This is a genomic window from Streptomyces sp. NPDC057136 (assembly GCF_042670885.1).
Lineage (GTDB): Bacteria > Actinomycetota > Actinomycetes > Streptomycetales > Streptomycetaceae > Streptomyces.
The window spans coordinates 353571-379430 of sequence record NZ_JBHUUV010000001.1 but is presented as its reverse complement, the minus strand read 5'-3'; the positions used below and the strand labels follow the sequence as shown (position 1 = coordinate 379430).

General features: G+C 70.8%; 27 protein-coding genes. 15 read left to right on the top strand and 12 right to left on the bottom strand.

Features of this window, described 5'->3' with window-relative positions; all coding sequences use genetic code 11:
• The first annotated feature begins 60 nt into the window (after positions 1–60).
• The gene (gene hemG, locus ACFT7S_RS01790) at positions 61–1536 is read left to right on the top strand and encodes a protoporphyrinogen oxidase (protein WP_382725503.1); all 1476 of its coding nucleotides are present in this window, start codon (positions 61–63) and stop codon (positions 1534–1536) included.
• 4 nt (positions 1537–1540) lie between these two features.
• On the top strand, positions 1541–2266 hold the full coding sequence (gene hemQ / locus ACFT7S_RS01785; protein ID WP_382725501.1) for a hydrogen peroxide-dependent heme synthase: 726 nt from the start codon (positions 1541–1543) through the stop codon (positions 2264–2266).
• Positions 2267–2298: 32 nt separating this feature from the next.
• On the opposite strand, the gene ACFT7S_RS01780 is transcribed toward hemQ, so the two are convergent.
• The 5 genes from ACFT7S_RS01780 to ACFT7S_RS01760 all read right to left on the bottom strand — a co-directional run bounded on the left by ACFT7S_RS01780 (position 2299) and on the right by ACFT7S_RS01760 (position 8140).
• Positions 2299–3915: an alpha/beta hydrolase gene (locus ACFT7S_RS01780; RefSeq protein ID WP_382725498.1), complete on the bottom strand. Its 1617-nt coding sequence runs from the start codon at positions 3913–3915 to the stop codon at positions 2299–2301.
• Positions 3916–4015: 100 nt separating this feature from the next.
• The gene (locus ACFT7S_RS01775; RefSeq protein ID WP_382725495.1) at positions 4016–4807 is read right to left on the bottom strand and encodes a TIGR04222 domain-containing membrane protein; all 792 of its coding nucleotides are present in this window, start codon (positions 4805–4807) and stop codon (positions 4016–4018) included.
• A 103-nt stretch (positions 4808–4910) separates the two neighbouring features.
• Entirely contained in the window at positions 4911–5978 is a 1068-nt protein-coding gene (locus ACFT7S_RS01770; RefSeq protein WP_382725493.1) for a TIGR04222 domain-containing membrane protein, read from the bottom strand.
• 4 nt (positions 5979–5982) lie between these two features.
• Entirely contained in the window at positions 5983–7281 is a 1299-nt protein-coding gene (locus tag ACFT7S_RS01765) for a DUF692 domain-containing protein (protein ID WP_382725490.1), read from the bottom strand.
• A 112-nt stretch (positions 7282–7393) separates the two neighbouring features.
• Positions 7394–8140 (bottom strand): DUF4142 domain-containing protein, encoded by a 747-nt coding sequence (locus tag ACFT7S_RS01760; RefSeq protein ID WP_382725895.1) that lies wholly within the window; start codon positions 8138–8140, stop codon positions 7394–7396.
• A gap of 344 nt (positions 8141–8484) precedes the next feature.
• Here ACFT7S_RS01760 and ACFT7S_RS01755 point away from each other — a divergent pair, with 344 nt between their 5' ends.
• A complete protein-coding gene (locus ACFT7S_RS01755) occupies positions 8485–8682 on the top strand; it encodes a hypothetical protein (protein ID WP_382725920.1) in 198 nt (65 codons plus the stop codon).
• Between the two features lies 1 nt (position 8683).
• Here ACFT7S_RS01755 and ACFT7S_RS01750 read toward each other — a convergent pair whose 3' ends face one another.
• The gene (locus ACFT7S_RS01750; RefSeq protein ID WP_382725488.1) at positions 8684–9442 is read right to left on the bottom strand and encodes an aminoacyl-tRNA hydrolase; all 759 of its coding nucleotides are present in this window, start codon (positions 9440–9442) and stop codon (positions 8684–8686) included.
• Positions 9443–9513: 71 nt separating this feature from the next.
• Between ACFT7S_RS01750 and ACFT7S_RS01745 the strand changes: the two genes are divergently transcribed.
• The 3 genes from ACFT7S_RS01745 (at position 9514) to ACFT7S_RS01735 (ending at position 10925) form a co-directional block, all read left to right on the top strand.
• The gene (locus ACFT7S_RS01745) at positions 9514–10191 is read left to right on the top strand and encodes an AIM24 family protein (protein ID WP_382725486.1); all 678 of its coding nucleotides are present in this window, start codon (positions 9514–9516) and stop codon (positions 10189–10191) included.
• A gap of 315 nt (positions 10192–10506) precedes the next feature.
• Positions 10507–10725 carry a hypothetical protein gene (locus ACFT7S_RS01740; protein WP_382725484.1) on the top strand — a complete coding sequence of 73 codons (219 nt, stop codon included), beginning with the start codon at positions 10507–10509 and terminating at the stop codon, positions 10723–10725.
• A 14-nt stretch (positions 10726–10739) separates the two neighbouring features.
• On the top strand, positions 10740–10925 hold the full coding sequence (locus ACFT7S_RS01735) for a hypothetical protein (protein ID WP_382725481.1): 186 nt from the start codon (positions 10740–10742) through the stop codon (positions 10923–10925).
• A 15-nt stretch (positions 10926–10940) separates the two neighbouring features.
• Here ACFT7S_RS01735 and ACFT7S_RS01730 read toward each other — a convergent pair whose 3' ends face one another.
• From ACFT7S_RS01730 to zapE, 5 genes are all read right to left on the bottom strand, one after another.
• Positions 10941–11849 carry a polysaccharide deacetylase family protein gene (locus tag ACFT7S_RS01730; RefSeq protein ID WP_382725479.1) on the bottom strand — a complete coding sequence of 303 codons (909 nt, stop codon included), beginning with the start codon at positions 11847–11849 and terminating at the stop codon, positions 10941–10943.
• Positions 11850–11942: 93 nt separating this feature from the next.
• On the bottom strand, positions 11943–13370 hold the full coding sequence (locus ACFT7S_RS01725) for a nucleobase:cation symporter-2 family protein (protein WP_382725476.1): 1428 nt from the start codon (positions 13368–13370) through the stop codon (positions 11943–11945).
• 169 nt (positions 13371–13539) lie between these two features.
• Positions 13540–14916, bottom strand: coding sequence for an alkaline phosphatase PhoX (locus ACFT7S_RS01720; protein ID WP_382725474.1), 1377 nt, complete (start codon positions 14914–14916; stop codon positions 13540–13542).
• Between the two features lie 135 nt (positions 14917–15051).
• The gene (locus tag ACFT7S_RS01715) at positions 15052–15477 is read right to left on the bottom strand and encodes an OsmC family protein (RefSeq protein WP_382725472.1); all 426 of its coding nucleotides are present in this window, start codon (positions 15475–15477) and stop codon (positions 15052–15054) included.
• An 86-nt stretch (positions 15478–15563) separates the two neighbouring features.
• Positions 15564–16658 (bottom strand): cell division protein ZapE, encoded by a 1095-nt coding sequence (gene zapE, locus ACFT7S_RS01710; RefSeq protein WP_382725469.1) that lies wholly within the window; start codon positions 16656–16658, stop codon positions 15564–15566.
• A 37-nt stretch (positions 16659–16695) separates the two neighbouring features.
• Here zapE and ACFT7S_RS01705 point away from each other — a divergent pair, with 37 nt between their 5' ends.
• The 4 genes from ACFT7S_RS01705 to msrB all read left to right on the top strand — a co-directional run bounded on the left by ACFT7S_RS01705 (position 16696) and on the right by msrB (position 20045).
• Positions 16696–17511, top strand: a complete 816-nt coding sequence (locus tag ACFT7S_RS01705; RefSeq protein WP_382725466.1) for a pyrimidine reductase family protein — start codon at positions 16696–16698, stop codon at positions 17509–17511.
• A 226-nt stretch (positions 17512–17737) separates the two neighbouring features.
• Positions 17738–18190, top strand: a complete 453-nt coding sequence (locus tag ACFT7S_RS01700; protein ID WP_382725465.1) for an indole-3-glycerol phosphate synthase — start codon at positions 17738–17740, stop codon at positions 18188–18190.
• Between the two features lie 42 nt (positions 18191–18232).
• Positions 18233–19627, top strand: coding sequence for a UDP-N-acetylmuramate--L-alanine ligase (murC, locus tag ACFT7S_RS01695; RefSeq protein ID WP_382725462.1), 1395 nt, complete (start codon positions 18233–18235; stop codon positions 19625–19627).
• Positions 19628–19637: 10 nt separating this feature from the next.
• Positions 19638–20045 (top strand): peptide-methionine (R)-S-oxide reductase MsrB, encoded by a 408-nt coding sequence (gene msrB / locus ACFT7S_RS01690; protein ID WP_382725460.1) that lies wholly within the window; start codon positions 19638–19640, stop codon positions 20043–20045.
• Between the two features lie 43 nt (positions 20046–20088).
• On the opposite strand, the gene ACFT7S_RS01685 is transcribed toward msrB, so the two are convergent.
• The gene (locus tag ACFT7S_RS01685) at positions 20089–20550 is read right to left on the bottom strand and encodes a hypothetical protein (RefSeq protein ID WP_382725457.1); all 462 of its coding nucleotides are present in this window, start codon (positions 20548–20550) and stop codon (positions 20089–20091) included.
• Between the two features lie 548 nt (positions 20551–21098).
• Here ACFT7S_RS01685 and ACFT7S_RS01680 point away from each other — a divergent pair.
• The 5 genes from ACFT7S_RS01680 to ACFT7S_RS01660 are packed head-to-tail and all read left to right on the top strand — an operon-like array spanning position 21099 to position 25854.
• The gene (locus ACFT7S_RS01680) at positions 21099–22949 is read left to right on the top strand and encodes a phage tail sheath family protein (protein ID WP_382725454.1); all 1851 of its coding nucleotides are present in this window, start codon (positions 21099–21101) and stop codon (positions 22947–22949) included.
• 27 nt (positions 22950–22976) lie between these two features.
• The gene (locus tag ACFT7S_RS01675; RefSeq protein ID WP_033300128.1) at positions 22977–23501 is read left to right on the top strand and encodes a phage tail protein; all 525 of its coding nucleotides are present in this window, start codon (positions 22977–22979) and stop codon (positions 23499–23501) included.
• An 8-nt stretch (positions 23502–23509) separates the two neighbouring features.
• Positions 23510–24268 (top strand): hypothetical protein, encoded by a 759-nt coding sequence (locus ACFT7S_RS01670; protein WP_382725450.1) that lies wholly within the window; start codon positions 23510–23512, stop codon positions 24266–24268.
• Positions 24261–25004 (top strand): hypothetical protein, encoded by a 744-nt coding sequence (locus ACFT7S_RS01665; protein WP_382725448.1) that lies wholly within the window; start codon positions 24261–24263, stop codon positions 25002–25004. The genes ACFT7S_RS01670 and ACFT7S_RS01665 overlap by 8 nt, the downstream gene beginning before the upstream one ends.
• A 4-nt stretch (positions 25005–25008) precedes the next feature.
• On the top strand, positions 25009–25854 hold the full coding sequence (locus tag ACFT7S_RS01660; protein ID WP_382725446.1) for a DUF4255 domain-containing protein: 846 nt from the start codon (positions 25009–25011) through the stop codon (positions 25852–25854).
• The last annotated feature ends 6 nt before the right edge of the window (positions 25855–25860 follow it).

The following is a 25860-nucleotide window of genomic DNA, read 5'->3' as shown; positions in this document are numbered from 1 at the left end:
TGGCAGCGGTTTCGATGCGGTCACGGTCGGGACTCGGTACGGGTTTGAGAGAGTGGACCCATGCAGGGTTCTCATCAGCGCGTGAACACGCGCACGGGTCATGTCGTCGTCATCGGCGGCGGCATCGCCGGTCTGGCCGCCGCGCACCGGCTGCTCACCACCGGGCTGCGGGTCACGCTCCTGGAGGCGACGGACCGCGTCGGCGGAAAGCTCATGACGGGCGAGATCGCGGGGACGCGGGTCGACCTCGGCGCGGAGTCGATGCTCGCGCGCCGCCCCGAGGCGGTCGAACTGGCCAGGGCCGTCGGACTCGGCGACCGTCTCCAGCCGCCCGCCACCGCCACCGCATCGGTGTGGACCCGGGACGCACTGCGTCCCATGCCCAAGGGTCACCTGATGGGCGTCCCCGGCGACCCGGCGGCGCTCAGCGGAGTGCTCTCCCCGGCGGGCCTCGCCCGGATCGCCGAGGAACGCGACCTGACCCCCACCCCCGTCGGCGACGACGTCGCCGTGGGTGCGTACGTCGCCGACCGGCTCGGCCGCGAGGTCGTCGACCGGCTCGTGGAGCCGTTGCTCGGCGGGGTGTACGCGGGCGACGCCTACCGGATCTCGATGCGGGCCGCCGTACCGCAGCTCTTCGACGTGGTGAAGGAGGGAGGCTCACTGCTCGACGGCGTACGGCGTGCCCAGGAGAGGGCCGCAGCCCGGCAGCAAACGGGGCCGGTCTTCCAGGGCATCGACGGCGGCATCGGCACCCTGCCCGACGCCGTCGCCGACGCCGTACGCGCCGGGGGAGCCGAGATCCTGACCCGTACGCCCGTGCTCGGCCTGACCCGGACCGCCGCGGGCTGGGACGTCCGCACCGACACCCGTGTGATCACCGCCGACGGGATCGTCCTGGCCACCCCCGCCTGGTCCGCCTCCACACTGCTCGCCGCCGAGTCCCCGGCCGCCTCCGCCGAACTGGCCGGGGTCGAGTACGCCTCGATGGCGCTCATCACCATGGCGTTCCGGCGCTCCGACATCGCGGCGACCGAGGCGCTCCAGGGGCGCTCCGGATTCCTCGTACCGCCGGTCGACGGCCGCACGATCAAGGCGTCCACCTTCTCCAGCCACAAGTGGCAGTGGGTGGCGGACTCCGCGCCCGGCCTCTTCGTCCTGCGTACGTCCGTCGGCAGGTACGGCGAGGAGGACCACCTCCACCGCGAGGACGCCGAGCTCGTCGACGTGTCCCTGCGCGATCTCGCCGCCGCGACCGGACTCGCGGCGACGCCCGTCGACACCGAGGTCACCCGGTGGATCGGCGGCCTCCCGCAGTATCCGGTCGGCCACCTCACCCGCGTCGCCCGCATCCGCGAGGAGGTCGCCGAACTGCCGGCACTCCGGGTCTGCGGAGCGGTGTACGACGGTGTCGGCATCCCGGCCTGCATCGCGAGCGCCCACCGCGCGGCGGACGAGATCGCCCGCGACATCGCGGGGGAGATCATCGACACCCCACCCCTGGTTCAGGGCACTCGGAGCGAGGCGGGACAATAGCCGTATGAGTGCTGCTGAGACTGAGACATCAAAGGCCCCGAACGCCGGCAAGAAGGCCAAGGACCTCAACGAGGTCATCCGCTACACCCTGTGGTCGGTCTTCAAGCTGCGCGACGTGCTGCCGCTGGACCGCGCCGGCTACGCCGACGAGGTCCAGGAGCTGTTCGACCAGCTCGCCGCGAAGGACATCACCGTGCGCGGGACGTACGACGTGTCCGGGCTGCGGGCCGACGCCGACCTCATGATCTGGTGGCACGCCGAGACCGCCGACGAGCTCCAGGAGGCGTACAACCTCTTCCGGCGCACCAAGCTGGGCCGCGCCCTGGAGCCGGTCTGGTCGAACATGGCGCTGCACCGCCCCGCCGAGTTCAACAAGTCGCACATCCCGGCCTTCCTGGCCGACGAGACGCCGCGCAACTACATCAGCGTCTACCCCTTCGTGCGCTCCTACGACTGGTACCTGCTGCCGGACGAGGACCGTCGTCGCATGCTCGCGGACCACGGCAAGATGGCCCGCGGCTACCCGGACGTCCGCGCCAACACCGTTGCCTCCTTCTCCCTCGGCGACTACGAGTGGCTTCTCGCGTTCGAGGCCGACGAGCTGTACCGCATCGTCGACCTCATGCGTCACCTGCGTGCCTCCGAGGCGCGGCTCCACGTCCGCGAAGAGGTCCCGTTCTACACGGGGCGTCGTAAGTCGGTCGCAGACCTGGTGGCCGGGCTCGCATAGCCAGCGATTCCCGACCACCCCAACCCGGAAGATCAGACGACGGGCACCGGCATTTCCTGCCCCGCCCGTCGTTCCAGCGACACCGGGTTCGGCTCCCGGTGCGGCGCGCATTCCGCGCGCCGCACCGGTGTTTTTCCGGTCAGCAGGTACGTCTCCAGATGCCTGTTGACGCAGGCGTTGCTGCTGCCGCCGATGCCGTGCGAACCGGCGTCCCGCTCCGTCACGAGCGCCGCGCCGCGCAGCCGCCGCTGAAGTTCCAGGGCCCCCTCGTACGGTGTCGCCGCGTCCCGTTCGGCCGCCAGGATCAGGACCGGGGGCAGCTCGCCCCACTCCGTACCGACGTCGACCGGTTCCTGCCGGGGCGCGGGCCAGTAGGCGCACGGCAGATTCATCCAGGCGTTGGCCCAGGTCTCGAACGGGGCGATCCCGGCGACCGCGGTGTGGTCGCGGTCCCACACCCGCCAGTCCGTCGGCCACGCCGCGTCGTTGCACTGGACCGCCGTGTAGACCGCGTTGGCGTTCTCGTTGTCCCGGGCGGCCGCCGCCCAGGGTGACGCCTGATCGGTCAGCGGAATCGGATTGCCCCGTGCGTACTCCGAGAGCGCCGTCGCACGCATCGCCCAGTAGTCGTCGTAGTACACGGCGCCGAGCAACGCGGAGTGCAGCTGCGCGGGCCCGACCTTCCCGCCTGCGGGCCGCCGGGCGACGGCCGTACGCACGGTGTCGTAACTCCGCTGCACCGCCCCGGCGTCGGTGCCGAGGTGGTAGACCGAATCGTGCTTGGCGACCCAGGTGCGGAAGTCCTCCCAGCGGGACTCGAAGGCCAGCGACTGGTCGAGGCCGGAGCGGTACCAGATCTGGCCCGGGGCCGGATCGACGGCCGAGTCGAAGACCATGCGCCGGACGTGGGAGGGGAAGAGCGTGGCGTACACCGCCCCGAAGTACGTGCCGTACGAGGCGCCCATGAACGTCAGCTTCCGCTCACCCAGCGCCGCCCGCAGGACGTCCAGATCACGGGCGTTGTTGAGCGAGGTGTAGTGCCGCAGCGCCGGACCCGCGTCGCGCGCGCAGCCGTCCGCGTACGCCTTCGCCTGCTCGATGCGCCGCTGCTTGTACGTCGTTGAGGGGTGCACCGGCAAGGCGGCCGGCGCCTTGGCGAACTCGGCGGGGTCCTGGCAGGAGAGCGGAGCCGAGGGCGTGACACCGCGCGGGGCGTAGCCCACCATGTCGTACGCGCGAGCGATCTTCTTCCACTCCGGCAACTCACCGACCAGCGGGAACGTGATGCTGGACGCGCCGGGCCCGCCCGGGTTGTAGACGAACGAGCCCTGGTGCTCGTCCGCGTCGCCCGTCGCCGGGGCGCGGCTGACGACGAGTTCGATCTGCCGGCCGTACGGCGCCGCGTAGTCCAGCGGGACGGCGACGGTCCCGCACCGGAGGGAATCGGGCAGCATCTCCTCCTCGGGACACGGCCCGAAGGCGATCCCGGTGGCTGCGGCGCGGGCCGCTGCGAGCTGGGTGCCGCGGGCCTCGGCGGCGCCGGCGGACGCGGGTGTCGTGCGGTCGAGGCCCATGGCGGGTGTCGCGGGAGCGGACACGACCGACAGGGCCATGCACACGATGGTTCCGTACAGCGCTGCTGCTCTCACGCGCGTTCCCTTCGTACAGCCGGTGGGGCCGGTGGGGCCCGCGAAGCCGAAGGGGATGGTCGGGCGCTTGATCAGCGATGTAAAGCACCACACTGCAATGTCATATGTAATGCCCCGGATGGGCCGACCAGCCGGTGCGCCGCCCCGTCAGGGCCGCGCGCAGCGCGGGGTCCTCCACGGCGCGCACCCCCTGGACGGCCACCGCCGCCAGCAGGTCACGGTCCGCGCCCGAGACCGGGGCGGGCAGCGAGTCGAGCCACTGCTGTCCGGACGGGGAGGCCCACGGGCTGTACGGATGGTTCTCGACGCGGGCGATCGCGAGACAGCCCAGCGTGAGCACGAGCGGCAGCCCGAACCAGGCCACCACCGGGCCCGCGCCGTCCGGTTGCCGGCCGGGGAGGAGCACCGCGGCGCCGGCCAGCACCACGACGAGCACGGCCGAAGCGCGCACCGCACGCGCCGCCGACGCGACGCCCGTACGGGTCCCGTGCGGAACGGCCAGCCCCGCGGCGACGAGCCGGTCGGCGAGGGCGCGTACGGCGTCGGTGGCAGCCGCGGCGGCCCGTATCGGCGCTATCCGGGACTGGCCCTCCGGCCCGATGGCCCGTATGACGGTGCGTTCGACCTCGTCGCGGCCCTCCGGGTCTACGACCGTTGCCCAGCCGGTGTGGGCGAGCAGCAGCCGGCGCCGCAGATGCATGGAGACCAGCGCCAGATCGGCGACCCGGTGCGGGCCGCCGGCCAGGAAGGCCGTCTCGTACAGATTCAGAGTGTGGCGTGCGGGTTCCGGCGCGGCGGCTTGCGGGGGCGCCGCCGCGGTAGCGAGGCAGAGGCGGAGACACGACAGGGCCGCCACAGCCCACGCGACCAGCAGGAACAAGACCCAGAGCATGCCGGATTTCTATGCGAGAGGGGCACGAAGCGCCATGCCCTGTTCACGATATGGATGCGATGTGGTCCGCCCGTTGGTACGCGTGGCCGGTTTCGGTCTGCGCTCAGGAACTGCTGCTGCTGCAACTGGAGCCGCCGGAACTGCTGCTGCAACTGGAACTGCTGGAACTGCCGCCGCAGCTCGACCCGCTGCTGCTGCCGCAACTGGAGCCTCCGCCCCCGCCGCTGCTCCCTCCGCAGCCGGAACTGCAGGTCGACCCGCCGGAGCCGGAGCCACAGCCGCCCCCGCCGCCTCCGCCGGAACTTCCGCAGCTCGCACTGCCGGGACCGGCCCCGGCGCACCACACCGCCGGCACGAGCAGGGCCGCGGAGTGATCCGAGGACGTCGTGGACGCCGACGGCCTGTGCGGACCGTAGGTCCTGGCCCGTGCCGCGGCGACCAACTGGGCCTGGAGTTCGGGATCGGGCAGCGCGCGCAGCCCCAGCGTGGCCACCAGGTGGGCCGGTGTCATCACATAGGCGTGCGCGGCCCGGTAGCCGTCGGCCGCCCGCCGCCCGGCCTTGGTGATCCTGGAGCGGGCGGACGACGCCACGACCATGCCGATCACGGCGCCGGCCAGCAGGGCGGGCAGCACCTTGACGATGAACGGGAACGGGATGTCCGCATAGCCCTCGTGCAGGGTGTACTGAAAGAAGGTGAGCGCCAGACCGACCGGCAAAGCCGCGATGCAGCCGAGGCCCTGGACGAGTGCCCACGTGCGGCGTGGACGGTTCGTGCCCGGGGAGACGAGCAGTCCGCGCGCCGCGAGGCCGTCGCCTGTCTCCTGTACGGCCGGGTGGCGCATCACGGCCTCCCGCAGTGTGTTCAGGGCGCCGCTCGGGGCCGCGGCGAGCTCCTGGAGCACGGCTCGTTCCACCGGATCGTGGGCTTCGTTCCGCAGGACGGCGACGATGCCGGGGCCGCCGATGGTCAGCCGTCCGTCCGTGTACATGGCGGTCAGCGCGGTGTCCACCACCCTGGCCGGGCCGCCGTTGAGGAACGCCGCCTCGTAGAGGTCGTGCACAGGGCTGTCGGCTCCCGTGACGGAGCGGCCGGCGGCGACGGTACGGGCGATCAGAAGCGCCGAGGAGACGGCCACGGCGAGCGTCAGAAGGATGGCGAGAGCGTTCATCGGGTCACTTCCCCACGAGAGCGGCACGGGCCGCGCGGACGAGTCGGACGGTGCGGCGGGGCGGACGCGGATCGACGCAGTCCTGCCACCAGCGGGTCAGCCGGCGCCGGGCCGCGTTGTCCGCCAGGAGTCCGTCGATCAGCAGCCGTTCGGCGAAGTCCACCGCGTCGCGACGGTACCCGTCGGACATCGCGTGGGTCCTCGCGTAGTCGACGAACGCCCTGCGGTAGCCGTCGCCGAGGATCTCCGGGAGCTCCGGGGCCACCTTCGCCACGACGCCGGCCCGCTTGGCGGCCAGGGCCCGGCTCTGCACCCCGATCCGCCGGTGGTCGAAGCCCTCCGGTGCGGGGGTGCCGGCGACGAGCGCCGAGAGCAGGGCGGTCTGTGCGACGGCGCTGCGGTCCCGGGCGCCCTCCACCGGGGCTGCGGCCCGCTCGGGGCGTACGGCCTCCGGGCGCACCTCCCCGGCCGGGGAGGAAGCCGCCGCGGCGTCCAGGGTCGCGCGGATCGTCGTCAGCTCGCCCGCCAGCTCGGCGGCGGGCGGGAAGTCGTCGTCGCGCTCCAGCAGGACGCCGGGCGGGTCGACCCGCGAGCGCAGCTCGGTGAGGATGTCGAGCACGGGCTGCGTCACGGGGTGCGCGTGCGTGTCGTGCCAGACACCGTCCTTCTGGACGCCGCCCGCCACATGCACATACGCGATGGCCTCGACCGGCAGCTCGTCGAGCGCCGTGGCCGGGTCCTCGCCGCGGTTGACGTGGTTGGTGTGCAGATTGGCGACATCGATCAGCAGCCGGACCCCGGTGCGCTCGACGAGTTCGGCGAGGAACTGCCCCTCGGTCAGCTCCTCGTCCGGCCAGGAGATCAGCGCCGCGATGTTCTCCAGGGCCAGCGGCACGGGCAGCGAGTCCTGCGCGATCCGTACGTTCTCGCACAGGACGTCCAGGGCGTCCCAAGTGCGGGGCACGGGCAGCAGGTGGCCCGCTTCGAGCCTCGGCGACGCGGTGAGCGGCCCCCCGCCGCGTACGAACGCGATGTGCTCCGTCACCAGCGGCGCACCCAGCAGGGTGGCCCGCGCCGCCAGGTCCGAGAGGCGGCCCGGGTCGGGCCGGTCCGCCCCGCCGAGCCCTAGGGAGACGCCGTGCGGGACGACGGTGACCCCGCGCGCCCTGAGCCGCATCAGCGCGTCCGGGGGATGGCCGGTGCAGATGTTCTCCGCCACCGCCTCGACCCAGTCGATCCCGGGCAGCGTCGCCACGGCGTCGGCGATCTCCGGCCGCCAGCCGATCCCGATTCCCAGCCTCATGTGTGTCCCCCTCGGTCCGCTCGTGCAGGAGTGATGGCCCCGGCGAGCGGTGGTGAATCCGAACAGGGGGACGTTCAGAGCTTGATTTGAGGTTCCCGGTGAGCGCGACCCGTCAGGGCATCGGCATCATCGTGGGGGGCACCGGACGTGAGGTGAACGACTGGTCCCCGGTCGGCGTGACCGGTACCGGAACCTGCGGGACCGCGCCGCCGGACGACACGGACGGGCCCGAGGGACTGGCCGTCGAGGTGCCCGCCGCTTCGCGCGCCAGTCCGTCGAAGTCGACGAATCCGGTGCCTTCCAGCATGGTGATGTGATCGAGCACCGTCTGGTTGGCGTCCGACGCCAGCTGCCGTATCAGCGCGTTACGGGTGGTGTGCCGCACCTGGGCGATCAGCGCGAAGACCTTGCCGTGCGCCGCCCGCAGCAGATTGGCGAACTTCCGCTCGTACTCCTCGCCGCTCGCCGCCGTGAGTTCCTGCAGCCAGCCCTGCTGCTGGGCGGTGGGCTGGTTCGGCAGCTCCATCCCGAGCTTCGCCGCCACGTCCCGGGCCCGCCGGTCCAGATCGGTGTGACCCACCACGAGGTGGTCTCCGGCGGCCTTCGTCGCCTCGCTCGGCGCCCGCTGGATTGCCTGCTGTCCGGCGGGCAGCTCCCACAGCCCGGCGAGACGCACCTTGACCAGGAAGTCCCGGTCGGTCGCGGAGAGCGGGCCCCACTGGGTGGCGACGCTCGACGCGTTGAGCTTGGCCTCGCCGGTGCCCGAGCGGTCGGCGTACGACCACACGGGGAAGGCGAGCGCGCCGAGCGTGGCGACAAGTGCCGCGATGATGAGGGCCGTTCCGTTGATGCGTCGCAACAAGGTGTGTCTCCCGGGCCGATGCGTGACAGCGTCGAATCAACCGCCAACTGAACTCGCCGTGCAGGCTACTTGGCAGTAATGCCGGTACGGCAGTATCGGGAGGTACGTAAGTGTGCGCAGGGATGTTCAGAGGATTCTTGCGAGGAGCACAGGGCTTGCCGGAGGAATCGATCTGGCCTGTTGCGGCGGAGCGTCGCACAGGTCTGTCTCCGGGTATGAAGTGCCTGCACCGCCACCCTCCGGATGCGGATTCACCGAAGCGAACGCCTGTGTGGCGGGTCGCTTGATCGGGCGAAAGGTGTACGGATCCGTCCGTTTTGTATCACCGACAGGTTAGCGGCATGAAGTTGGTGGTGCGGGTCAAGCTGCTGCCGACGCCCGTGCAGGCGTCGGCGCTTGAGGCGACCCTGACCGCCTGTAACGAGGCAGCGACCTGGGCGGCGTCAGTCGCAAGCATGCCTACCCAGGACGCCACCGGATCCATCACAGCCAGTGATGGTCGCGAGCGGCAAGTCCGGGACTTCGGTCCGGGTGGTTGACTCAGCGGTGCAGCGCAGGATGGTCGGCGACCACCGTGCAGGAGCCCGGCGCGATCTCGGTGAACCCGGCGTCACGCACCACCGGCAGGCCGCTCACGGTGAGCTCCCGCCAGTGGGCCGCGTCCGGGGTGGCCACCGCGAGCGGGAAGCCGGCCTCGCGCCACGCCTTGCGCTCGGTGTCGAGAAGCTCCCACCAGGCGAGCTGGGCGCCGTGTCCGGCCTGGGCCATGGTCTTGCCCGCCGACATGTCGAGGTCGGGGTTGAGCCACAGCACCGGACCGGCCGGGTCGGGCGCGGCCGGGGGCTCGGGGTCGTCGAGATCCGTGCCCGACACCTGGAGTTTGGCCAGTTCCTTCGGCCAGCCGTCCAACGGCACAGGCGGGAAGACCCGCACCTCGGCGCTGTCGCCGGTCACCGTGATCCCGGGCAGCGCGGACGCCTTGCGCCACTCCGCGCCGCGGGCCCGGCGCACCACCTTGCGAATCCGGGCGTCCTGCCAGTCCCGCATGACCTCTGCCCACTCGCCCTCGTCGAGCGAGCGTTCGTCGGAGAGGATCGTGAGCACCGCACGGGCGGCGGTCCGCAGGGCGTCGGTACGGGCAGGGGGCGCCGTCTTCTCGATGTGTACCACCAGCGGCAGGACGAACTGCGGCGCCTCGTCGCGGACGGTCGGCTCCGTCCGGAACGGACTGTCCGCGGGAACGGACCCGGCAGGGGACGTGCCGGCGGACTCGGATGCGGGGATGTCGTTGCTGCTCACCCGCCCAGTCTGCCAGGCACCCGTCACCCGCTCCTTGGCGGAACGAAAGGCTCCGGGTGAGGATGCTCCGCATGAAGAGCGATCTCTTTTCCAGCGAGCACATGGTCCAGCCGGCCACCGTCCCCGGAATGACCCTGCAGAACAGCAAGTCCATCAAGTACGCCGTCAACGGTGAGATGCACGCACGCCAGGGCTCGATGATCGCCTTCCGCGGCAATCTCCAGTTCGAGCGCAAGGGCCAGGGCATCGGCGGCATGCTCAAGCGCGCGGTCACCGGCGAGGGGCTGCCGCTCATGGCGGTCCGTGGCCAGGGCGAGGCGTGGTTCGCCCACGAGGCGGCGAGCTGTTTCATCGTGGAGATGGAGCAGGGCGACGTCCTGACCGTCAACGGCCGTAACGTCCTGTGTTTCGACGCCACCCTGGCGTACGAGATCAAGACCGTGAAGGGGGCCGGGATGACCGGCGGCGGCCTCTTCAACAGCGTCTTCAGCGGCTACGGGAAGCTCGGACTGATATGTGAGGGGCAGCCGCTGGTGATCCCCGTCACGGCGGCGCAGCCGGTGTACGTCGACACGGACGCGGTCGTCGGATGGAGCGAGCGGCTCACCACGTCCCTGCACCGCTCGCAGAGCTTCGGTTCGATGGTGCGCGGTGGCTCGGGCGAGGCCGTCCAACTGATGCTCCAGGGCGAGGGATTCGTGATCGTACGGCCGAGCGAGGTCAGGCCCGAGAAGGCGTCGGCCAACTGAGGCTGCGAGGCGTGGGCCGCCGGTACGGCCTCGGCGGCCCCTGGGTCCTGCGCGGGATCGACATGGAACTGCCCGCGCGGGCCCTGGTCCGGATCGAGGGTGCCAACGGCACGGGGAAGCCGACCCTGTTGCGGCTCGCCGGGATCGACGCACCGAGCGAGGGCCGGATCACCCGCCGGGGGCCCGCGCACGTCGTACGTCCCCGAGCGCTTACCTGCAGCCCTGCCGTTCACGGCGACCGGACTCGCCCGGCTGCTCGCCGCCGTGTGCTGCGCCCTGGTGGGGGCGGCGGTCGGGGCCCTGTGCACCCGGCCGGTGCTGCACCGCAGGGGCTGGTCGGTGGCGGCCACCGTGCTGGGCGTCCTGCTCGCCCTGGTGACCAGTGGTTCACCGGCGAAGTACGCGGTGACGGGACTGGTCTCCGGATCGCTCTCCGGGACGGTGCGCCTGCCGGTCCTGCCGCTGGCCGGTGCCGTCGCGATCGCTGCCGCGGTGGCCGCCCTCGTCTGCCGGCTCACCTCGGTGCGCGAGTGAGTACCCTCGTACGTATGGACGATTCGTACTGCGAGACTCCCGCACCTGAGCCGGTGACCACGGGCACGGACGCGGGTCCTCCGTTCGCCGAATGCGTACTGTGCCGCAAGCCGACCGAGTATCCGGAGTCGGCCAAGGGCATCACCCTGTGCCCGGTGTGCGAGTGGCGGGAAGCGGAGCGCACGGCCTGCACCGGCTGAGGCGCCGCCGGGGACTCAGTCCCGCATCAGCTCGGAGACTTTCACGAACCGGTAGCCACGCGCGCGCAGCTCCGGCACCACCCGCTTCACGGCCTCGTCGGTCACCGGTGCCGCGCTGCGTGTGCAGTGCATGACCACCAGCGATCCCGGTGTCACCCCCGCCAGCACCTGCTCGGCCACCGCGTCCGCGTCCTTCGCGAACGCGTCACCGCTGACGACGTCCCACTGCACCGCCGTCACCTTCTCCGAGGCCAGCGTGCGCAGTGCCGCCTCGTCGTAGCAGCCGCCGGGGAAGCGGAAGTACGGCACCACGTTGCGCGCCCCCGCCTTCCGGAACGCGGCGAAGGCGCGCCGCACGTCGTCGCGCATGTCCGCCTCCTCAACCACCGGCAGGCCGTAGCAGGGGGATGTGAAGGCGTAGTGCCGGTACGAGTGGTTGGCGATCTCGAACAGCGGATCGGTGCCGATCGACCGGGCCTGCGCCGGATACTCCTGCGCCCACCGGCCCGTCATGAAGACCGTCGAAGGGACCTTCAGCCGGCGCAGCAGCGCGATCAGTTCGGGGTTGTCGAAGCGCTCGCCGGAGGCGGCACGCGGCCCCTGATCCGCGGTCATGTCCGCGTCGAAGGTCAGGGCCACGACCTTGTCGTGGGACCGGGCGCCGCCCGTCTTCCCGCGTGGGCCGCGCTTGAAGACCGGGGTCAGACCGGCCGGCCCCGGCGCCATCGTGGGCGGCTTCCGCCCGGCCGGCATCGACGCGAGCGCACCCGCCGGAGCGGAGGGGGTGGCGGAGGGAGTCGCCGCCGGAGAGCGTGACGGGGCATGGGTCGCGGTCCGGGGGCCGTCGGTACGAGGCCCCTCCGGGCTCCCGCAGCCGAAGAGGCCACTTCCGAGTACCGCCCCAAAAACGATCAGTGACGTCATTTTCCGTACAAAGGTGGTCACTCCCGGAACGTAACCGATCACCCGTTGGCGAGCCGCCAGCGGCGCTCCCGCGCCGCCGGGCAGCCCCCGGATTCACTCGGTCGTCGAAGCCTTGACGGCCCCCGCCTGCGCGGGAACGGCAGCCACGTCCGTCGCAGCCGCGATGGGTGAACCCGGCACCGCCTCACTCGGCACCGGCTTCTCCCCGCTCCAAGAGGTGTGATGGAAAAGGAGGTTCAGCAGGAACGCGGCGAACGCGGCACTCGTGATGCCGCTGCCCACCACGATCTGCGCCCAGGAGGGGAAGTCGTCGTAGATGCCCTCGGAGACCTCCGGCAGCAGGCCCACCCCGAGCGCCACCGCCGCGATCGTCATGTTGTGCCCCTGATCCAGATCGACCCGGCGCAAGGTATTGACGCCGACCATCGTGACCGTGGCGAACAGCACCAGGCCCGCCGCACCGACCACCGGACCCGGCAGCGCGGCCACCAGTTCGCCGAGCCGGGGGATGAGGCCGAGGACGACCAGCATGCCGCCGGCCACCGCGGTGACGTAGCGGCTGGAGACCTTCGTCAGCCGGATGAGGCCGACGTTCTGCGTGAAGACGGTGTCCATGAAGGCGTTCATCGTGCCGCCGAGCACACCGGACAGACCATCGGCGGCGAGCCCCCGGGCCAGATCCTTGTCGGTGACGGGCCGTCCGGTCGACTCGCCCACCGCCATCATCGTGGCGGTCGACTCGGTGAAGATCACCAGCATCACGACACACATGGAGATCACCGCGGACGGCGGGAACTGCGGCGCACCGAAGTGGAACGGTGCGGCGAGTCCCACCCAGTCCGCCCCCGAGGCCCCGGAGAAGTCCGTCAGGTCCAGCGGGATCGCGACCAGGGTGCCCACGACGAGCGCGATAAGAACGCCGATCTGCCCGGCGAAACCGCGGACGAAGCGGGCGAACAGCACGATGAAGAGGACGACGCCCGCCGCCAGTGCGAGCCGGGTCGTCGAGGCGTGGTCTGCGGCCTCCGGATCATTGCCGGTGATCAGTCCCGCGGCAACGCCGATCAGCGAGAGCCCGACGACCGTGATCACCACGCCGCTCACCAGCGGCGGGAAGAACCGCACCAGCCGGGCGAACGGCACGGCTATCAGCAGTCCGAAGATTCCGGCGGCGAGCATCGATCCGTAGACCGCCTGCATGCCGTACTCGCCCGCGATCAGGATCATCGGCGTCACCGATGCGAAGGTCGCACCGGTCACGATCGGCAGCCTTATGCCGAAGACCTTGCCGATACCGAGGCTCTGGATCAGCGTGATCAGACCGGCGACGAGGAGATCCGCGTTGATCAGCAGACCGATGGTGGAGGTGGAGAGCCCGGCCGCCGCGCCGAAGACCAGCGGTACGGTGACGCAGCCGGTGTACATGATCAGGACGTGCTGGAACCCGAAGACCGCCAGCTTCCCGAGGGGCGGCCGGCGGTCCACGGGATGCGCGGTCCGAACCTGCGGTGAATCGTCCATGGCATGCCCTCCGGTGCTGGTCAGTCCAGTGGAGAGCATTGAGTCAGGCATTTTTTGACAGCGTGCGGCCAAGGGATTACACCGCTGTTACGGGGGCCGGGGGCCGGGGGCCGGGGCTGGGGGCTGGGGGCGGGACCGTACGGCCCCGCCAACCCCGGGGTTCAGCCGGTCAGCGCCACGGTCCCGTCACCGCGAAGGTCGTCCCCGGCGTATAGCAGTTCAGATACATCGTCAGGCCGTCCGGCGAGAAGGTCGATCCGGCGAATTCGCCCCACTCCGGCTCCTCCGGCGTGCCCGTGTTCTGCCGGCCGCGCGCCATCGTGTACACCTCGCCCTGCCGTGTCACCCCGAGCACGTACTGGGCCCCGTTGCCGTCCTCGCACACCATCAGCCCGCCGTCCGCCGACAGACAGATGTTGTCGGGGGACTCGCCGGGCAGCTGGATGTCCGTGTCCGGGCCGAAGACGACCACCAGCGTGAGACGGCGCCGCTGCGGCTCGTACCGCCACACCTGCCCGTAGTGGTCGCCGGACGAGCCCTCCGAGCGGCGCGCGAAGCTGGAGACGAAGTAGACCGACGACCCGCCCCAGTAGCAGCCCTCCAGCTTCTGGGCGTGCGTGATGCCCTTCGGGCCGAAGTCCTGGAGCCGGATCGGGGTCTCGGCCGCCAGCGGATCGGGTACGGGTACCCACTCGACCCCGCCGAAGCTCGCCCCGGTCTCCTGGACGGCGGAGAGGTCGGGCACGCCGGGCACCCGCATGGCCTCCAGCGCGCCACCGGCCCGCAGCGAGCCGCGCCCGCCGAGCGGCTTCTCGGGCAGGAAGCGGTAGAAGAGCCCGAACGGCCGCTGGAACGCGTCCTCCGTCTCGTACACGATCCCGCGGCGCGGATCGATGGCGACGGCCTCGTGCTGGAAGCGGCCCATCGCGGTGAGCGGTACGGCTCCGGTACGGCGCGGATCGGCGCCGTCCACCTCGAAGACGAAGCCGTGGTCCTTGGTGTAGCCGTTCGTGCCGGCCTTGTCCTCGGTCTCCTCGCAGGTCAGCCAGGTGTTCCAGGGGGTCGGGCCACCGGCGCAGTTCACCGCCGTACCGGCGATGGCGACGCGTTCGCCGAGGACCGTGTTGCGGCTGTCGAGCTCCAGGGCCGTACAGCCGCCTTTGCCCATCGGGTCGTAGGTGAGGCCCTCGACCGTGGGGACCGCGAGCGCGGCGGTTGCCCGGTTCTCGTGATTGCGTACGAGATGGATGCGGCCGCGGTGGCCCTGGAAGGCCGCCATTCCGTCGTGGTTGCCGGGAACGAGGCCCTCACCCGAACGGAGCTCGTCGCCCTGCCGGGAGAGCACCCGATAGCGGAAGCCCTTCGGCAGATCGAGCAGACCGTCCGGATCGGGGACGAGCGGGCCGTAACCGCTGTGGCCCACGGCGGCCGACGTGCCCGCGAAGAGTTCGGAGAACGCTCCGGTGAAGGCGACCGAGACGGCGGCGGCGGCGCTGCCGGCCAGGACCTGACGTCGTGTCGCGGGGCGTGACGATGCTGAAGACATGAGGCAACTCCCTGTTGGCGGACAGGTGAAGTGACCCGCATGTGTGTAGCACGCGTGTTGCCGCGTGGGAACCATGCGGGCCACTGAGCCACGTGGTGGCACCTGGGGCGTCAGTGGTCCCAGGTGCCCGTGCGATCAGGCCAGGGAAGCGGTCAGCGTGATCGTCGTGCCCGTCAGGGCCTGGCTGACCGGGCAGTTGGCCTTGGCGTCCTCGGCGGCCTTCACGAAGCCCGCCTCGTCGAGACCGGGTACCTCGCCCTGGACGGTGAGGTGGATGCCGGTGATGCCCGTACCGGGCTGGAAGGTCACGTCGGCCTGGGTGTTCAGCCGGGTCGGCGGGGTGCCGGCCTTGGCCAGGCCGCCCGAGAGCGCCATCGAGAAGCAGCTGGAGTGCGCCGCGGCGATGAGCTCCTCCGGGCTGGTCTTGCCGTTCGCCTTCTCCGCGCGCGACGGCCAGGAGACCGCGTACTCGCCGATGCCGGAGGAGTCGAAGGTGACGACGCCCTCGCCCTCGATCAGGTTGCCTTCCCAGACCGTGTGCGCCTGACGCGTGGTAGCCATGCTGGATTCCCTTCAAACGGTGTGCGCGGTTGTACGGGACGTACGAGGCTCCCGAAGGTGCCCCGTACGGTGGTACGCCCCCGAACCTACTGCGCCACCAGCCCCTTTGCGTCACGCGCCAGGGCCGTCAGCCGGGAGATGGCTCGGAAGTACTTCTTCCGATACCCGCCGTTCAGCATCTCGTCGCTGAACAGCTTGTCGAAGGGGAGCCCCGAGGCGAGCACCGGTACCTCCCGGTCGTAGAGCCGGTCCGCGAGGACCACGAGCCGCAGCGCCGTCGACTGGTCCGGCACCGGCTCCACACCGGTGAGGCAGACCGCGCTGATGTCGTCCGTCATCGCCCCGTAGCGGCTCGGGTGGACCCGGGCCAGGTGGTCGAGCAGACCGGGGAAGTCGTCGAGGGCGGCGCCCGGCGTGGCGTACGCGGCCCTGGTGACCTGCTCGTCGGAGTAGGGCGGCGGAGCCTCGGGCAGCCCGCGGTGGCGGTAGTCCTCGCCGTCGATCCGCAGCGGCCGGAAGTGCGAGGAGAGCCCCTGGATCTCGCGGAGGAAGTCGGCGGCGGCGAAGCGGCCCTCGCCGAGCTTGCCGGGCAGCGTGTTGGAAGTGGCGGCCAGCGCGACCCCCGCCTCGACCAGCCTGCTGAGCAGCGAGGACACCAGCACCGTGTCGCCCGGGTCGTCGAGTTCGAATTCGTCGATGCAGAGCAGTCGGTGCCCGCTGAGCGTCTGCACGGTCTGCTGGAAGCCCAGCGCGCCGACCAGATTGGTCAGCTCGACGAACGTGCCGAACGCCTTCAGCGAAGGAGCGGCGGGCGTGGCGTGCCAGAGGGAGGCCAGCAGGTGGGTCTTGCCGACGCCGTAACCACCGTCGAGATAGACCCCGCGTGGCCCGGTCGGAGCAACGGGCGCCTTCCGGCCGAACCACTTCCGTTTCCCGCTCCCGGTGGCGTGCGCACCGCCGAGGCCGCCCGCGAACTCGCTCAGCACCCTGACCGCTTCGGTCTGGCTCGGCTGGTTCGGGTCGGGGACGTACGTCTCGAAGCGCACCGAATCGAAGCGCGGTGGCGGCACCATCTCGGCGACCAGACGGTCGGCGGGAACGCGTGGCGCACGGGCGCACAGGGACAGCGGGGCCGCTTCAGCTATGGGGCTCTGCCCCGGAACGGCGGTGGATGACGACACAACTCGCCACCTTAAGGGCCGTGCCAGACTGCTTTGCATGCGACGCCTGCTCCCTGTGACGGACCTGACAACCGACGAGACCGGCCTGGTGGCCACCGCGACCGCCCCGACGACCGCGGCCGGCGACGGCGAGTGGAGTCTCGAACAGCTGGCCGAGGCCTATGCCTATCCGGAGAGGGACGGTCCGTGGCTGCGCGCCAACATGGTGTCCACCCTGGACGGCGCCGCCCAGCACGACGGCCGCTCCCAGGGCATCTCCTGCGCGACCGACATGCGGATCTTCGGCACGCTGCGCGGCCTGGCCGACGTGGTGGTGGTCGGTGCGGAGACCGTGCGCCTGGAGGGCTACCGGCCGGCCAGGGCCCGGGAAGCCTTCGCCGCGCGGCGTGCGGCGGCCGGCCAGGCCCCCGCCCCCGCGATCGCCGTGGTGAGCGCGAGCCTGGACCTGGACTTCTCGCTTCCGCTGTTCACCTCGCCCCTCGTCCCGACCCTCGTCCTGACCGGCGCGGGCGCCCCCTCCGACCGCGTCCAGGAGGCCGAGCGGGCGGGCGTCCAGGTCGTCGTCGCAGGTGAGGGCGCCGGGGTCGCTCCGGAGCGTGCGGTCCGCGAGCTGGCTGCCCGCGGTCTGACCCGGCTGCTGACGGAGGGCGGGCCGAGGCTGCTCGGCCAGTTCGTGGCGGCCGACGCGCTGGACGAGCTCTGTCTGACCATGTCCCCGATGCTGTCCGCCGGAGACGCGCAGCGGATCGCGGTGGGCCTCTCGGTGGGTGTGCCGGAACGATTCGCCCTGACGTCGATGCTGGAGGAGGACGGGTTCCTCTTCACCCGGTACCGCCGTGACCGGTCTCGCTGACACCGGGTCCGGCACGTGGGGACATGGGAGTCGGCACGCGTGGACACGGGGCACGTGTTGACACGAGTTCTGACAAGTAGCGGAATTTCCCGTTCCGGTTAGCTCCCGATGGGCACACTTACTTCTGCAGACCCCGTGCGATCGCGGGGAAGGATGGTTTCAGCAGCGACCGTCACGGTCGATGAGACAAAGCGGAAGGGCGCCTGTCGTGTTCACAAGCGTTTTGATGATCGAGAAGCCCCTCACCCCGGAGGACGTGGAATTCGTCACCACCCTCCACGGCGAGGAGCGGATCTCGTTCGTCGTACTGATGCAGCCGCGGGGCGACCAGGCCGACGTACTCCTGCGCGCGATCGACGACGTGGCGCTCGGCGAACTGAAGGAAGCGACCCGCGAGGGGGAGCAACCGGAGGGCAGAGCGGCCCGTGAGCCTGCCCAACTGGCTCTCGAGTTCTCGCTCCAGGCGCTGCGCAAGGCCGGCTCCGACGCGGTCGGACAGGTGGTCGAGGACCACCCCCTCGACAAGCTGAAGACCGTCGTCGTAGAGGCGAGCGCGGACGAGGTCATCGTGCTGACCGCACCGCACTACGTGGAGGAGTTCTTCCACCGCGACTGGGCCTCCCGGGCCCGTCACAAGGTCGGCGTACCGGTGCTCAAGCTCTTCGCGCACAGCGAATAGGCTGGGGGACCGTTACTAGCCTCGACCCTGGGAGACACGCGCATGGCACCCGGAATTCCTGCCGCCCTTGAACGGCCGCACTTCATCGGCATCGGCGGCGCCGGAATGTCGGGCATCGCGAAGATCCTCGCCCAGCGGGGCGCGAAGGTGGCGGGCAGCGACTCCAAGGAGTCCGCCACCGCCGAGGCGCTGCGGGCGCTGGGGGTGACCGTCCACATCGGGCACGCCGCCGGTCATCTGGCCGACGACGCCACCTGTGTGGTCGTCTCCAGCGCCATCCGCTCCGACAACCCCGAGCTGGTCCGCGCCGCCGAGCTCTCGGTCCCGGTCGTGCACCGCTCCGACGCTCTCGCCTCCCTCATGGAGGGCCTGCGCGCGATCGCCGTCGCCGGTACGCACGGCAAGACGACCACCACGTCGATGCTCGCCGTCGCCCTGTCCGAACTGGGCCTCGACCCCTCGTACGCCATCGGCGGCGACCTGGAGGGTCCCGGCACCAACGCCAGGCACGGCGAAGGCGAGATCTTCGTCGCCGAGGCCGACGAGAGCGACCGCAGCTTCCAGAAGTACGACCCCGAGGTCGCGATCGTCCTCAACGTCGAGCTGGACCACCACGCGAACTACGCCTCGATGGACGAGATCTACGACTCCTTCGAGACGTTCGTCGGCAAGGTCGTCCCCGGGGGCACCCTGGTCGTCTCCGCCGACCAGCCGGGCGCCGTCGAGCTGGTCCAGCGGGTCCGTGACATCTCCACCCTGAACGTCGTCACCTACGGCTCCGCGCCGACCGCCGACGTACGCGTCCACAAGGTCACCCCGCGCGGCCTGACCAGCGAGGTCACGGTCGTACTGAAGGGGAAGTACCTCACCTTCACCGTCTCCGTGCCCGGCAGCCACTACGCCCACAACGCGGTGGCCGCCCTCGCCGCCGGTGTGGCCCTCGGTATCCCCGCGCACAACCTCGCCTCGGCCCTCGGCAAGTACACCGGGGTCAAGCGGCGCCTCCAGCTCAAGGGCGAGGCGGCGGGCGTCCAGGTCATCGACTCCTACGCGCACCACCCCACCGAGATGACCGCCGACCTCGAAGCCATGCGCGGCGCCGCGTCCGACGCCCGCCTCCTCGTCGTCTTCCAGCCCCACCTGTTCTCCCGCACCCAGGAGCTCGGCACCGAGATGGGTCAGGCCCTCGCGCTCGCCGACGCCTCCGTGGTCCTCGACATCTACCCGGCCCGCGAGGACCCGATCCCGGGTATCACCAGCACCCTGATCGTCGACGCGGCGAAGGCCGCCGGAGCGGACGTCGTCGCCGTCCACGACAAGGCGACGATCCCCGAGGTCATCGCGGGAATGGCGAAGCCCGGTGACCTCGTTCTCACCATGGGAGCGGGCGACGTCACGGACCTCGGCCCGCAGATCCTGGACCACCTGTCGAGCTGAGGGAGCCACTGTGGCGTACGACATCGAGAAGCCGGACGAGCAATGGCGGGCGGAGCTGTCCCCCGCCGAGTACGCCGTGCTGCGCCAGGCAGGCACCGAGCCCGCCTTCCGGGGCGAGTACACCGACACCAAGACCGAGGGCGTCTACTCCTGCCGGGCGTGCGGCGCCGAGCTGTTCCGCTCGGACACCAAGTTCGACTCGCACTGCGGCTGGCCGTCCTTCTTCGACCCGAAGGACACGGACGCGGTCGAGCTGATCCAGGACAGCACCCACGGCATGGTCCGCACCGAGGTGCGCTGCGCGCGCTGCGGTTCGCACCTGGGGCATGTCTTCGAGGGCGAGGGCTATCCGACGCCCACCGATCAGCGGTACTGCATCAACTCGATCTCGCTGACGCTGGCGCCGGACGAGAGCTGAGCCGGACAGCCGACGCCGGACTTTCGCATCCGGGGCCCCGGAGTCAGTCTTCCTCGGGGGCCTCGGGGCGCAGCAGCGGGTGGACGACCCCTGGGAAGACCCGGGCCCGGACGACCGATTCCGCCGCCCCGCCCTGGATGACCGTCTCGGCAACGCCCCAGGGGCGACCGGTCAGCTGCACGGTGAGGGTGTACGAGGACGGGCAGCCGGTGCACTCGTAGCGGTCGGCCCAGGTCTCCACGTCCGTGACGCTGCCCGGATACCGCTTCACATGCCGGTGCCTGGCGTGGCAGCGGTCGCACGTCTCGCCCGGCTCGCAGGTTCCGCCGCACGGGCAGGGCACGTCGAGGGAGTCGGCAGGGCGCCAGTGCTGGACGAGGAGGGCCTCCCGGGTGGCGCCCATGTCCTTCATGGCCTTGAGGTTCCGGGCGGCAACGTTGTACGACTCGCCGGTCGCCGCCATCCGGTCCCGGATCACGTCCTTGCGTCCGCGGTTGGTCGTCATGTGTTCCTCCTGGGTGTACGCAGCCCGCCAGGAGGTCTACGAAATCGTTCTCCCTACGGTACCTGTCGCCCCGCACCGGCGGCCCCCGGACTCCCTGTCCGGCCCCAGCACTCCGGCCGAGAACCGGACAAAGTGACTATTCCTCGCGAGTGGGACGCAAGGCGGCGCGCCGTCATCGAGCCCATTCGGCTTGTTTCTCCGTTCGATCTTGACTTTACTGTGAAGTGATCGTGAATTCGGTCTTCATATTCCGCTGCGGAAATCCTCTGACCACCGCGAATGATCCGTGGCCGATTTCGCCGGCAATGATCGCCGGATGACTGAAACGCTCCTTGACCGGTCCCTGGGCGCGATAACAGACTTCCAAGAGGCACTCATGCATCAGGAGCCACGAGCGCATTTGCATGCGGATGGCCCTGCGAGACCGATATCGCACGGGGTGAACGGCGGGGGAAACACAAGGGGATCGTTCATGCGGAATCGACGCATGCGCGCAATTCCTTCACATCCTCTCTCATCTCTTGGTGCGCGAAGGGAATGGAGGGGGAATGCCGACGCACATGGGCTATCCCGGCGTTTACATCGAAGAACTTCCCAGCAGCATCCGTACCATCGCCTCGGTCACCACCTCGGTGACCGCGTTCGTCGGGCACACCCGCCGGGGTCCGCTCAACCAACCGGTGCGGGTCACCAGCTTCGCCGACTTCGAGCGCCGCTTCGGCGGACTCACCTCGCAGAGCGCTGTCAGTTACGCGGTGCACCAGTTCTTCGGTAACGGCGGTACCCAAGCGGTCGTCGTCCGGGTGGCCAAGGCCGGCACCGGTGAGGAAGCGTGCGTCACGCTCCACTCCACCGAGGGGCACAGCGAGTGCCCGGTGCTGGAGGTGCACGCGAAGGAGCCCGGCGTCTGGGGCTCGGGCCTGCGGGTGGCCATTGACCACGACACCCCGGCTCCGGACAAGACGTTCAATCTCCAGATCCTCGACGCGCGCGGCGGAGCGCGCGAGTCCTTCACCGGCCTTTCGATGAACGCCGGCCACGGCCGCTTCGTCGAGACAGTCGTCAACGCGGGTTCCTCCCTCGTCCGGGTGAAGGTCCTCGACGAGGACCGGCCCGACCCGTCCGGCACGGTCTCCAAGCCCTTCGCGGCGGAACTGCCGGACCTGGAAGTCGAGTTGAAGGTCAAGATCGGCGATGTGGAGCGTGAGTTCACGCTCCACGAGCCCGACCGTGACGGTGAGCCGCCGACCAACGTCACCGAGCTGGCGCTTCTGCTGGAACGCAAGCTGCGCGCGCTGCCCGACGCCCCGGGGAAGCACGCCTTCGCCGGGGCCGAGGTCACCGCCTTCGGCCGGCGGCTCCAGGTCGTCGCCGGGTCCGTCGACCCGGACGACGTGGTCCGCTTCGTCGGTGAGTGCGCCAACGACCTGGGTCTTGAGGCCTCGGTCAACCCGCCCGTCTTCCCGCTGAAGGGCGGCAAGGACGGCGATCCGCCCGGGCCGCGCGACCTCATCGGCAGCGAGGCGCGCAAGACCGGCGTGCAGGCGCTGCGCGACGTGGACGACGTCAACCTGCTGGCCCTGCCGGAACTCTCGGCGTACGAGTCCACCGAGGACATGGTCACCGTGCTGTCCGCGGCCGAGCAGCTCTGCCGGGAGCGACGGATCTTCCTGCTCGTCGACTCTCCCTCCACGTGGGGCAGCGTCGACGCCGCACGGGCCGGGATCGGCGCCTTCGAACCCGTACGCAGCAACCACGCGGGGCTGTACTTCCCGCATCTGCAGCTGACGGACCCGCTGACCGGACGGCTGCGTTCCTTCCCGCCGTCGGGTGCCGTCGCCGGGGTCATCGCCCGTACCGACGGCGAGCGCGGTGTATGGAAGGCGCCGGCCGGGACCGATGCGCGACTCGCCGGTGTCCGGTCGCTGACGGTCAAGCTGACCGACCGGGAGAACGGGCTGCTCAATCCGCTGGGCGTGAACTGCCTGCGCACCTTCCCCGTGGTGGGTCCGCTGGTGTGGGGCGCCCGCACGCTCGAGGGCGCGGACGCGCTCGACAGCGAGTGGAAGTACGTACCGGTGCGCCGGCTCGCGCTGCATGTCGAGGAGAGCCTCTTCCGCGGTCTGCAGTGGGTCGTCTTCGAACCCAACGACGAGCAGCTGTGGCAGCAGATCCGGCTGAAGGCCTCGGCCTATCTCAACGACCTGTTCCGGCAGGGTGCGTTCAAGGGCGGCACACCGCGCGAGGCGTACTTCGTGAAGTGCGACAAGGACACCACCACCGACGCCGACATCGAGCGCGGAGTGGTCAACGTCGTCATCGGCATCGCGCCCGTCAAGCCTGCGGAGTTCGTGATCGTCAAGATCCAGCAGGTCGCCGGCGAGTTCTCCCTCTCGTAACCAAGCAAAGGAACACGAAGGAAACCGATGGCTGAGTTCCAGATAAACGCCCATCGCTTCGACCCCTACAAGAATTTCAAGTTCCTGGTCCTCTGGGACGGTCGAACGGTCGCGGGCATCAGCAAAATCAGTCCCCTGAAGCGCACCACCGAGGTGGTCAAGCACCGCCACGGCGGCGACCCGAGCTCACCGCGCAAGTCGCCGGGCCGCTCCGAATTCGAGGGCGTCACACTCGAGCGCGGTGTCACCCACGACCCCGAATTCGACCGGTGGGCCAACAAGGTCTGGCAGGTCGGCGCCGGGCTCGGCTCGGAGGTCTCGCTCCGGGACTTCCGCAAGGACATCATCATCCAGGTCCTCAACGAGGCCGGGCAGGTGGCCGTCTCGCACAAGCTGTACCGGGCCTGGGTCAGCGAGTACCAGGTCATCGGCGAGCTCGATGCGAACGCCAATGCCGTCGCCATCCAGAGCGTGAAGCTGGAGTGCGAGGGCTGGGAGCGGGACTACGAGATTCCGGAACCGGTCGAGCCGTCGTTCACCCACCCGGCCTGAACGTCACCGTGATCCCTGGGACAGCCCCGGTGGGGCCCGCCGAGCTACTGGCCGCCTGGGAGACCGGGCTGCCCCTGGGGGCCGCGGAGAAGTCGCTGCTGCTGCACCGGGCGGCCCGCCCGGGGGCCGGCACCGACGAGTTGCTGTCGGTGCCGGTCGGCGAGCGGGAAGCGGATCTGTTCGCGCTGCGCCGGTCGCTGTTCGGTGAGCGGATGCAGGTGCGGGTCGAGTGCGGTGCCTGCGGTGAGGCCATGGAGTTCGACCTCGACGCCGGTGCACTGGGTGCACGTCCGGTGGCGGGGGACCGGCCGCTGCGGGTGGCGGAGGACGACTGGGTGGTCGAGTTCCGGCTGCCCACCGTCGCCGACCTCGCGGCGGCCGGCGCAGCCGCTTCTCCTGCCGAGGCCCGTCGGATGCTCGTGACCGACTGCACGGTGCGTGCCCTGCGCGGCGGGGAGCCCGTCGCCGCGGAGCAGTTGGCGGCTCTGCTGCCCGAACGGGTGGAGCGGCTCATCGCCGAGAAGGCCGCCGAGGCGGACCCGACGGCCGAGGTGACGCTGAACGTGGCGTGCCCCGAATGCGGTGAGGCCACCCCGGCCGAGCTGGACATCACCTTCTACTTGTGGACCGAACTGGACACCTGGGCAAGGGACTTGTTGCTCGATGTCCATCTGCTCGCCACCGCCTACGGGTGGAGCGAGCCGGAAATTCTGGCGCTCAGCCCCATTCGGCGTCGTTACTACCTGGAGCTGTGCACCGATGCCTGACTACTTCGACCGGCTGCTCGCCCGGTACACGCCGGTGGCCGCGGCCGACGGCACCGGCGACTCCGGTGCGCGGGTGCGGGTGCGGCCGCGACTGGCCGGCCCGTTCGAGCGGGCCGAGGCGCTGCGGCACGGGCCGCCCGAGCCGGACGAGCCGGCCGCGCTGATCCCCTCCGCTCCGGCGACCGCCCCGGACCGGCCCCGGTCGCTGCGGCCGGGCCGGGAGGTGCGCACGGAGCGGCACACTGTGGTGCGCACGGAGCAGGCTCCGCAGTCCGGCGAGCCGGGGCAGCCGGTCCGGCCCGCAGTACCGGCCCCCGCACCACTGCTGCGGCCCCCGTCCGCCCCGTCGCCGACGGCCGGGCCCGGTGGGTCGGAGGGCGCGCGTGCGGTACGCCGGGGAAGGCCGTCCACGCCGGACGGCGCGACGTCGGCGCCCGCTGTGGCGGCCGGACCCGCACCGGTGGCCGCAGCACCGGCGCGTGCGGCCGCACTTCCCGCGCCACGCGACTCCGACACCGCTGCCGCGCGCGGTGCGGCGTTCGGCTCGGTGGGGCGGCGCGCGCCGCGCCCGGCCGAACGCGTCGTGCACGTACAGATCGGCCGGCTGGAGGTCAGCGCGGCACCGCAGCCCGGTGCGAACGGTTCACCGGCCGGGCGCCCCGCACAGCAGACCGGCCGGCCGGCCCCCGTACTGACTCTGGACGACTACCTGTCGCGCGGCGGGAAGAGGGATTGACGACATGAGCAACGCACTCGCCGTCGCCACGGTCACCCAGGCGCTCGCCCTGCTGATCGAGAGCAATCTGGGGCCCGAGATGGACATCGCGGTCAAGGTGGAGACCCGTAAACCGCCGTCGGAGCCACCGAGCGAGCCGACCATCACGGTGTTCCTCTACCAGGTGACGCCGAACGCCGGAATGCGCAACAACGACCTGCCGACGCGCGCCTCCGACGGCACCCTGCGCAACCGGGCGGCCGCGCCGCTGGACCTGCACTACGTGATCAGCGCGTACGGGGAGGAGACGGAGCTGGTCGGGCAGCGGCTGCTGGGATGCGTGATCCGCACGTTGCACGAAATGCCCGTGCTGCCGCGGGAATTGATCGAGCTGGCCGCTGAGCGGCCGTATCTGGCGGGCAGTGATCTGGCGGCCTCACTGCAGAAGGTGCGTTTCACGCCGACGGTCATGGACGTCGACGAGACGTCCAAGCTCTGGGGAATGCTGCACCAGACCCCCTACACCCTGTCGGTGGCCTACCAGGCATCGCTGGTGGTGATCGAGGGTCGAGAGAAGCCGGTCCCGGCGAAGCCGGTGGAGGAACGCACGGTACGGGTGCTCCCGTTCGGGGCGCCCGGGGCTCCGGTGCCGCCTCGGGCGGACGGGGTGGACAGGGCGAATGCGGCTCCTGCGGCTCCCGTCGCTCCTGTTGTCCCTGCAGCTCCCGAGGAGCAGACGGCCGAGAACAACTCCCGCCCGCCCACGGTCAAGAAGGCCGCGGCGAAGAAGGCCCCCGCCAGGCGAGCGGCTCCACCTCGGCCCCGCAGGACGGCCGAGAGCGATACGCCGACGCCGGACGACAAGGGCTGAGCCGGA

Coding starts and splice junctions, on each gene's coding strand:
- hemG (WP_382725503.1), top strand. CDS start 61: ATGCAGGGTTCTCATCAGCGCGTGAACACGCGCACGGGTCATGTCGTC.
- hemQ (WP_382725501.1), top strand. CDS start 1,541: ATGAGTGCTGCTGAGACTGAGACATCAAAGGCCCCGAACGCCGGCAAG.
- ACFT7S_RS01775 (WP_382725495.1), bottom strand. CDS start 4,807: ATGCTCTGGGTCTTGTTCCTGCTGGTCGCGTGGGCTGTGGCGGCCCTG.
- ACFT7S_RS01770 (WP_382725493.1), bottom strand. CDS start 5,978: ATGAACGCTCTCGCCATCCTTCTGACGCTCGCCGTGGCCGTCTCCTCG.
- ACFT7S_RS01765 (WP_382725490.1), bottom strand. CDS start 7,281: ATGAGGCTGGGAATCGGGATCGGCTGGCGGCCGGAGATCGCCGACGCC.
- ACFT7S_RS01755 (WP_382725920.1), top strand. CDS start 8,485: ATGAAGTTGGTGGTGCGGGTCAAGCTGCTGCCGACGCCCGTGCAGGCG.
- ACFT7S_RS01745 (WP_382725486.1), top strand. CDS start 9,514: ATGAAGAGCGATCTCTTTTCCAGCGAGCACATGGTCCAGCCGGCCACC.
- ACFT7S_RS01735 (WP_382725481.1), top strand. CDS start 10,740: ATGGACGATTCGTACTGCGAGACTCCCGCACCTGAGCCGGTGACCACG.
- ACFT7S_RS01730 (WP_382725479.1), bottom strand. CDS start 11,849: ATGACGTCACTGATCGTTTTTGGGGCGGTACTCGGAAGTGGCCTCTTC.
- ACFT7S_RS01725 (WP_382725476.1), bottom strand. CDS start 13,370: ATGGACGATTCACCGCAGGTTCGGACCGCGCATCCCGTGGACCGCCGG.
- ACFT7S_RS01720 (WP_382725474.1), bottom strand. CDS start 14,916: ATGTCTTCAGCATCGTCACGCCCCGCGACACGACGTCAGGTCCTGGCC.
- ACFT7S_RS01715 (WP_382725472.1), bottom strand. CDS start 15,477: ATGGCTACCACGCGTCAGGCGCACACGGTCTGGGAAGGCAACCTGATC.
- ACFT7S_RS01705 (WP_382725466.1), top strand. CDS start 16,696: ATGCGACGCCTGCTCCCTGTGACGGACCTGACAACCGACGAGACCGGC.
- ACFT7S_RS01700 (WP_382725465.1), top strand. CDS start 17,738: ATGATCGAGAAGCCCCTCACCCCGGAGGACGTGGAATTCGTCACCACC.
- murC (WP_382725462.1), top strand. CDS start 18,233: ATGGCACCCGGAATTCCTGCCGCCCTTGAACGGCCGCACTTCATCGGC.
- ACFT7S_RS01685 (WP_382725457.1), bottom strand. CDS start 20,550: ATGACGACCAACCGCGGACGCAAGGACGTGATCCGGGACCGGATGGCG.
- ACFT7S_RS01680 (WP_382725454.1), top strand. CDS start 21,099: ATGCCGACGCACATGGGCTATCCCGGCGTTTACATCGAAGAACTTCCC.
- ACFT7S_RS01675 (WP_033300128.1), top strand. CDS start 22,977: ATGGCTGAGTTCCAGATAAACGCCCATCGCTTCGACCCCTACAAGAAT.
- ACFT7S_RS01665 (WP_382725448.1), top strand. CDS start 24,261: ATGCCTGACTACTTCGACCGGCTGCTCGCCCGGTACACGCCGGTGGCC.
- ACFT7S_RS01660 (WP_382725446.1), top strand. CDS start 25,009: ATGAGCAACGCACTCGCCGTCGCCACGGTCACCCAGGCGCTCGCCCTG.